Below are 7,520 nucleotides of genomic sequence, written 5' to 3'. Positions count from 1 at the left end.
GGAATCACACAGAACAGGTCAGAGCCAAGGGGCTTTTCAAACCCTCCAGGTGGTCTGCATGTCGGCGTCATGACGCTATTTCCGTTTTTGTTCGCCCCCTCAGTGGCGCTTGTGGGACATTTTTTTACGCGGGTATGCCCGACAGAAATTCCGGTGATCGCCTCCTTTGACGCAACCCGTGTCACTTTAATTGTTGCCATAGCGTGGCTCGTGGTTTTTATATTCTTTGGCGGTGTCGCCATATCCGGAAATTACGGTTATGCCGCGCAGGCATTTTCTATTGTCTCAATGGTAATTCTTATGCCTCTGTCGGTTGCGTTGCTATGGCCCCGTTGCCTCGGCCCGCTCGGCGATTTAACGACGATACCGAGGCCTTAAGTTCAGACTTTCCCGATTGCCGTGAAGGCAGGACCAATACCGGTCTTGACCTTAATAATTAGTTGCAAGATTTTCTAATACATTCGCATCATCGCGATGATAATCGCAGATTAAACCGCACAACGTCTCCGCAAGGCCATTGCGGCCAATGCCACACTCAATTCTGGCGCCGATACGTTCGACCGATATCGTGTGACGACCGACCCTGTCGGCCCAGACGTTGAGCGTTTTGGCTCACGACGTTGACCACCCAAACACTCAAATCCAGATTTTCCCCCGTATGCCGCCACTCTCCTCGCCCGATGGGTGGGCTCGCCGCGAAAGCGGCGAACCCCAGAGGACAACCTCCTTTAGGCTTTCCCCGCCTGAACTCCGTCACGAATACGTTGCCCCAAGGTCGGATCGATGTTCGACCAGTATTCGAACACCCGCGAGAGAACCGGTTCCTCGACCCCGCCTAACACATGGCCGACCACATTGTTAACAAGACGATCGCGCGCAGCGTCATCCATCACTCGGGTGACCAGTATCCGGGCCTGACTGAAATCATCATCGTCAGGCCGTAGTGTATAGGCCGAGCGCATGAACGACCCGTCGGTGGACCACACCGCATTCTCCGGGTAGCGTTTCGGGTCCGCGACCGGACCGCCTTTCGAGTTCGGGACATAGACGGGATCACTCGCATTCGTCATCCGCATCGCCCCGCCCTTGGTATAGGCGTGAACCGGGCATTTGGGGGCGTTTACCGGGATCTGCTTGTAATTGACGCCCAACCGCGCACGATGGGCGTCAGCGTAGGCGAAAGAACGACCCAGTAACATCTTGTCTGGTGAAAGCCCGGTGCCGGGGACGAAATTGTTCGGTTCGAACGCAACCTGCTCGATCTGGGAGTAGAAATCTGTCGGATTACGGTCCAGCACTAGCCGTCCAACTTCCTGCAGCGGATATTCGCCTTGTGGCCAGACCTTGGTGAGGTCGAACGGGTTGATGCGGTAATCTTTGGCTTCTTCATATGGCATGATCTGCATCTTCAGCGTCCAGCTTGGATGCTCGCCGCGTTTAATCGCCACATGCAGGTCGCGACGGTGATAATCGGCGTCCTGTCCAGCGAGTTTCCCGGCCTCCGCCTGCGTCAGGAACTTGATTCCCTGATCCGTCTTGAAGTGATACTTGACCCAGAAGCGCTCACCTGCCGCATTGACCCACATATATGTATGGCTGGAAAATCCGTCCATATGGCGCCAGCTCGCCGGGATGCCTCGATCTCCCATCAGCCACGCCACCTGATGCGCCGTTTCGGGATTCAGGGTCCAGAAATCCCACTGCATATCGTTGTCGCGCAGGCCACTGTCGGCCCGGCGCTTTTGCGAATGAATGAAATGCTGAAACTTCATCGGGTCACGCACAAAGAACACCGGCGTGTTGTTCCCGACCATGTCGAAATTGCCGTCTTCAGTATAAAATTTGAGAGCGAACCCGCGTGGATCGCGCCAAGTGTCTGGGCTTCCGGCCTCGCCCGCAACAGTCGAAAAGCGCGCCACAACCTCGGTGCGAGCTCCGGGCTGAAGAAATTTCGCGCTCGTATAGCGGCTGAGATCCTGCGTGACCTCAAAATAGCCAAACGCTCCGCCGCCTTTGGCGTGAGGCTGCCGGTCAGGGATCATCTCCCGGTTAAAGGCCGCCATCTGTTCGATAAGGTAGTGGTCGTGCAGCAAGAGCGGCCCATCCGCGCCGACGCTCAGCGAAAACTGGTCGTCGGAAACTGGAATGCCGGAGTCCGTGGTGTGGATGTCCAGATCGGAAGCGCTCATCGTTCAAGCTCCTGAAACGTATGCCTACGCGTAGTAAAAAATGCCCTGATGGGAACGTGTCCAGCCAAACTCTGGCTCGTTACTGAGCGCCTCTCGGTCGAACGAGAAGGCCACAGGCGCCGCATCTCCGCGCTTTCCGGGCGCTTTGATACAGAGAGCGAGACGAGTTGGCGGGCATCTTGGTCTTGTTCGCCGCACACGCGGAAAGCGTCGTTCGGTGGTCCCCACGCTCAATACATGCGCCTTGTCGCGACGATGTCGAGCCCCTTCAACGCTCATCATTCTGTTACTTCATTGTATCCGGAGCGCGCAGTGAGGGAAGGGAGTTCCATCGTCGTCGGCGTCCAGCCGAAGGCGGCCATTCTCGACGCCTTCCGTCTCCACCGTCCTCCATGTAAACGAGCGCCATGAGAGGCGTGCAGGAAGTAGCATGGACGGATCCCTGGAGCGCGCTGCGGACGCTCGACGACGGAGAGTGGCTTGCCTTGCTGGACAGTGGCGGGGAACCAGGGGAGCGCTCCCGCTGGTCCTACCTGTGCTACAACCCAGTAGAAACATTGGTTGTCCGCGGGCGGCAGGCAATGCGCAACGGACAGGCCGTGTCAGGCGACCCATGGGACCATCTTCGCGACATGCGAGCGGGTATCCGCGCGTCTGACGCTTTAGCCGGAGCACCGCCATTCGGCAGGGGGGTTGTCGGTCTGGCGTCCTACGAGGCGGGCATGTTTGCAGAGCGCACGCCGTGCCGTCATGATAGTCCCGCGCCGACGTTAATCGCCGCCTCCTATGATTCCGTGATCGCTTTCGACCGTCTTGACCGACGGTGCTTCCAGTCAGGAAGTCCTCCCAGCCGCCGCACGCACGCGCATGCAGTGCCGCAGCTCAAGACGCCGCTACGCTTCGCACCCGATATGGAGCGCACGCAATGGCTGGACACCGTGCGCGAGGTAATTCGCCTGATCGGCGAAGGCGACATCTTTCAGGCCAACGTAACCATGCGCTGGAAAGCTGACGCGCCAGAGGCTTTCGACGAAATCGCTGCATATGGTGCGCTGCGCGAAGGGTCCCCGGCGCCGTTTGGAGCGTATCTCCGCTCGCCTGGCTTCTCCCTGCTCAGTGCCTCGGTCGAGCGCTTCCTTTCCCTTTCGCCGGGAGGCAAGGTCGAGACACGGCCGATAAAAGGGACTGCCCCTCCGGGCACGAACCATGAAGAAACCGCAGCCTACGCCGCAATGCTCGCGCAGGACGAGAAGGAAAATGCGGAAAATCTTATGATAACCGACCTGATGCGCAACGACATCGGGCGCGTGTGTGCGATTGGCTCGGTCACAGTTCCACAACTTTGCGTGGTGGAGCGTTTTCCCCATCTGCATCATCTTGTTTCCGCCATACAAGGAGAACTGCGCCCCGGGGTCGACGCCGTTGACCTGCTCCGAGCGACGTTGCCCCCCGGATCGGTCACCGGCGCGCCGAAAAGGCGTGCTATGGAGATTATCGACGAGGTCGAGGTCTCGGCGCGCGGCGCGTACTGCGGCAGTGTTTTTCGCATCGGCGCCGACGGCGCAATGGACAGTTCCGTAGTGATCCGTAGCGTCGAGCGGGCAGGGGACACGTTGCGGATCGGCGCGGGCGGAGGCATTACGTGGCTGTCGGATCCCGAGCGGGAGTACGAAGAAATGCTGTTGAAAGCAGCGCCCATTCTTTCGGCTTTTGAGGAGTGAGCGGCCTTTTGTGGTTGAATGGCCACGTCCTTACAGCGGCTGAAGCTCGCATAGATCCGGCGGATAGAGGCTTTCTACTGGGCGACGGGCTTTTCGAGACCATTCGTGTGGCGGGAGGCGTCGCGCCGCATCTTGAACGCCATCTGGAGCGGCTGGCCCAAGGCTGCGCCATTCTCATGATGTTTCCACCAAATTTTGCGACGCTTCGCGGCGGCGTGAAGGATCTGATCGGCGCTTCAAAACTCCGCGACGGGTCGATGCGCCTTACCGTGACGCGCGGGCCGGGGCCACGCGGACTGGAGCCGCCCGTCAGACCGTCGCTCACGATGCTACTGACGTGTTCTCCTGCCACGCCCGCCCCATTCTCAACCCCGGCGCGCATGCATGTAAGCCGCTTCACCCGCGACGGGACCTCTCCGTTAAGTCAGATCAAATCGTTGAATTACCTGCCGGGCGTCATGGCCCGTCTCGAAGCGTCAGCGGCAGGATACGACGACGCTCTGCTGCCGGGCGCGAACGGCGCAGTCGCTGAGGGAAGCGCCGCCAATGTGGTCTTCCTGAGCCACGGTGCACTGACGACGCCGTCTCTCGACGACGGAGCGCTGCCCGGCACGTCCCGCGCAAGATTGCTTGAGGCAGGGCTCTGCAGTGAGGCGTCGCTCCCGCTCTCGCGTCTGCATGACGTTGAGGCGGGATGGCTGGTTTCGGCGCTCACGCTCCGCGCCATTGACAACATCGGCGCATACCGGTTGCGGCAAGACGCTGACACCGAAAAGACCCTGCGCCAGTTTCTTTTCGGCTGACAGCCGCATGGTCAGGTTCAGCGCAGACGGCCCGACGCAATCAACCGCGCCAGCTCTTCGGGAAACGGCGTTTCTTTCGGCAATTCCGGGGCGGGGACTGGTGCTCCCAGGCGGGTCACCATCGGGATCACGCCCGCCCATACTGGCACGTCAGCCTCCTGCGGGTCGCCGGGCGGAGCGTCACGAACTTTAACCGTGGCTTCTTCGATCGTCATCTGGAGCACCGAGGTGGCCTTGAGTTCCTGCCCGGTCATGGGGCGAAGGCTGTCCCAGCGGCCGGGAAACAGGTTCTCCACAAACCGCCGCAACGCGTCAGCTGCGTGGTTTGGATCGTCGACCAGTTCCGCGACGCCAAAGGCCATCGCCGATCGGTAGTTCACCGAATGATTGAACGCCGAACGCGCCATGACGTAGCCGTCCATCAGACTGCATGTCACGCAGGCGCGGGCGCCGACCACGCTTTCCAGAAAACGGCTGGCGGCTGAACCGTGCCAGTAAAGAACGTCGCCTTCACGCCAGTGTATCGTCGGCGTCACATACGGCTCGCCATCGATAACATAACCAACATGGCACAGAGGGCTCGCGTCAATCACTGCGTAGACGTCATCCCGGACGTAGCTGCCGCGCTGATGCGCCCTGCGGATACGGGAGCGTTGAGTGACCGGAAACGTATCGGACGGCGTGTCGGGCATGGGGCATCTCGGATGGAGCGGGGGAAATTAAGACGAGTGGGCGAGGCGATTTGCGACCGCAGTTGTGTAATGGCGTGATTCTGGTATGGGCTCATGGTCCAGTTTTTACTTAATGAGCAGACCAGTTCGCTGCAGTGGATCGGAGATGGCGACATTGGACCTCCCCCAAGGATGGATTCAGCCAGATCGCACGCAGGGCGATCTGGAAGGCCAGATTTACCGCGCCATGCGCGACGCCATCCTCGACCGGCGCCTGTCGGCAGGGGCGCGGCTGCCTTCAACACGCCGCATGGCCGACGCCTGCGAGGTGTCACGTTCGACCGTCGTGCAAGCTTACGATCGGCTGCATGGCGAAGGTTACGTGGTTTCACGTTCCGGCGCCGCCAGCGTTGTCGCGACGCTTCCGGATTTGACATTTTCCGGCCAGATGTCTGCGAATGAGGTCACTTCTCCTCAGCGAGACAACTCCGCACTGAACGACACGTCGTTGAAGGGCCCGATCGTCGGGCGACAGGAAAAACTGCGCACAGGCGAACCGGACGTGACCGAATTTCCCCATGCTTCGTGGGCGCGATGCCTCGGCGCGAGGGCCAGATCGTTGATCGTTCACGACCTTAGTTATGACGAGCCGGAAGGGTTGGCAATTTTACGTCAGGCTGTGCTCGATCACGCCCGGCAGTATCGCGGCGTTCTGGCCGACCTGTCACAGGTCGTGATCGTGCCGTCGACACGCGTCGCGATTTCATTACTGGCCGAAGTGACCCTTCGTCCCGCTGATCCTGACGGCCGCGTTACATGGTTCGAGAATCCCGGCTACGTCGCCGCGCGAGACATTCTCGCCGCACGTGGCGCCGACCTCGTCCCTGTAGCTTGCGACGCTCAGGGCATCGCATGCGAAACCGCAAGGTTGCCGCGCCCACGGCTGATCTATGTAACGCCATCGCACCAGTATCCTACGGGAGTGACAATGAGTTTGTCGCGGCGCCTAGCGCTGTTAGATCAGGCGCGACGGTCGGATGCAATCGTCATAGAGGACGACTACGACGCCGAATTTCAATACGATGGTCGACCGATAGCCGCATTGCAGGGTATAGACCGACATGAAACGGTCGCGTATTGCGGCACGATGGCGAAGGTGCTTGCGCCCGGAATGCGTGTCGCGTACGCCATACTTCCACGTCGGTATGTCGACCCGGTACGCTCCATGATGCGAGAGCGAGGATTGTCTGTTCCGGCGCACGTGCAGGCTGCGTTAGCGGATTTCATCCGCGACGGACATCTGCGCGGACATATACGCCGCATGGCCAAACTTTACGCCGAGCGGATGAATCTTGTAGTCGAGGAGTTGTCCCGAAGGCTGGGCAACTCTATCGAGATCGGGCCGGGAACGGGCGGGTTGCAACTTCTGCTCCGCTTTCGCGACCCCACAATCGACGACATCACGCTCCAGAACAGATTGCAGGCGGCAGGGTTCGGTGTTCGCGCTCTTTCACCAATGTGTCTGACTTCCTCTGGAAGCGCGCCGTCGCGCGGAATATTGATCGGCGTCGCCCGGGCCACACGTCCCGATCTGGAGAAACTGTCATACGTGATCGGACGCGGCGCGATCGATTGATACTTACCGCCATCATTTAGGCGCTGGCAAAACCTCGCGATACGTGGCTGGTCCGAAGGCGGGGCTGCTGATCGCATAGAACTTCAACGTCTTACCCGCATCTGCCGCTACTCGATGCGGCTGACCAGCAGGAAATGACGCAATATCGCCAGCGTTCACCGGCCATGTCTTGTCGCCAACACGAACATTCCCCCGGCCTCTGCGCACGAGGATGAGTTTCTCTCCCTCAGTATTGTAACTTACAGGCGTCGCGGCGCCTGACGGCAGAACGAATAACGCCACACTCTGTCTTTCCGACCTTATCGGGGCGCTTCGCCCCGCGAATTCACGAAGGGTCACGGCGTCCTTGGAGTGTATCAAATTTGTCGCGCTTTCGGCCACCGGAGCCACTGTGGTCGTTTCCAGTTTTTGCTCAACCGACGAGGCGGCAAATGAGGCGGAAACGGCGAAGATAGGCTCAGGACTCATTCTTTGAGATAGAAGATGAAGGATGCGGCGAT

7 protein-coding genes are annotated in these 7,520 nt (G+C 59.8%); 4 read left to right on the top strand and 3 right to left on the bottom strand.

Going from position 1 to position 7,520, the window contains the following annotated elements:
- Positions 1–378: hypothetical protein (locus HK28_RS14310; protein ID WP_233140459.1), on the top strand; the 378-nt coding region annotated here is incomplete at its 5' end.
- A gap of 350 nt (positions 379–728) precedes the next feature.
- On the opposite strand, the gene HK28_RS09350 is transcribed toward HK28_RS14310, so the two are convergent.
- Positions 729–2,189 carry a catalase gene (locus HK28_RS09350; RefSeq protein WP_086644324.1) on the bottom strand — a complete coding sequence of 487 codons (1,461 nt, stop codon included), beginning with the start codon at positions 2,187–2,189 and terminating at the stop codon, positions 729–731.
- Between the two features lie 407 nt (positions 2,190–2,596).
- Between HK28_RS09350 and HK28_RS09345 the strand changes: the two genes are divergently transcribed.
- Both HK28_RS09345 and HK28_RS09340 read left to right on the top strand, forming a co-directional pair.
- The gene (locus HK28_RS09345) at positions 2,597–3,910 is read left to right on the top strand and encodes an anthranilate synthase component I family protein (RefSeq protein WP_086644323.1); all 1,314 of its coding nucleotides are present in this window, start codon (positions 2,597–2,599) and stop codon (positions 3,908–3,910) included.
- Positions 3,907–4,713, top strand: coding sequence for an aminotransferase class IV (locus tag HK28_RS09340; RefSeq protein WP_086644322.1), 807 nt, complete (start codon positions 3,907–3,909; stop codon positions 4,711–4,713). The genes HK28_RS09345 and HK28_RS09340 overlap by 4 nt, the downstream gene beginning before the upstream one ends.
- A gap of 17 nt (positions 4,714–4,730) precedes the next feature.
- Here the strand turns inward: HK28_RS09340 and HK28_RS09335 are convergent, their stop codons facing one another.
- Positions 4,731–5,405 carry a pyridoxamine 5'-phosphate oxidase family protein gene (locus HK28_RS09335; protein WP_086644321.1) on the bottom strand — a complete coding sequence of 225 codons (675 nt, stop codon included), beginning with the start codon at positions 5,403–5,405 and terminating at the stop codon, positions 4,731–4,733.
- Between the two features lie 145 nt (positions 5,406–5,550).
- On the opposite strand from HK28_RS09335, the gene HK28_RS09330 reads away from it, so the two are divergent.
- On the top strand, positions 5,551–7,020 hold the full coding sequence (locus tag HK28_RS09330) for a PLP-dependent aminotransferase family protein (RefSeq protein WP_158093438.1): 1,470 nt from the start codon (positions 5,551–5,553) through the stop codon (positions 7,018–7,020).
- A 12-nt stretch (positions 7,021–7,032) separates the two neighbouring features.
- Here HK28_RS09330 and HK28_RS09325 read toward each other — a convergent pair.
- The coding region (locus tag HK28_RS09325) for a cupin domain-containing protein (RefSeq protein ID WP_086644319.1) at positions 7,033–7,520 on the bottom strand (488 nt) is incomplete at its 5' end.

This window comes from Acetobacter sp. DsW_063 (genome assembly GCF_002153745.1).
Lineage (GTDB): Bacteria > Pseudomonadota > Alphaproteobacteria > Acetobacterales > Acetobacteraceae > Acetobacter.
This window is presented reverse-complemented; position numbering and strand designations above follow the sequence as displayed.

Coding starts and splice junctions, on each gene's coding strand:
- HK28_RS09350 (WP_086644324.1), bottom strand. CDS start 2,189: ATGAGCGCTTCCGATCTGGACATCCACACCACGGACTCCGGCATTCCA.
- HK28_RS09345 (WP_086644323.1), top strand. CDS start 2,597: ATGAGAGGCGTGCAGGAAGTAGCATGGACGGATCCCTGGAGCGCGCTG.
- HK28_RS09335 (WP_086644321.1), bottom strand. CDS start 5,405: ATGCCCGACACGCCGTCCGATACGTTTCCGGTCACTCAACGCTCCCGT.
- HK28_RS09330 (WP_158093438.1), top strand. CDS start 5,551: ATGGCGACATTGGACCTCCCCCAAGGATGGATTCAGCCAGATCGCACG.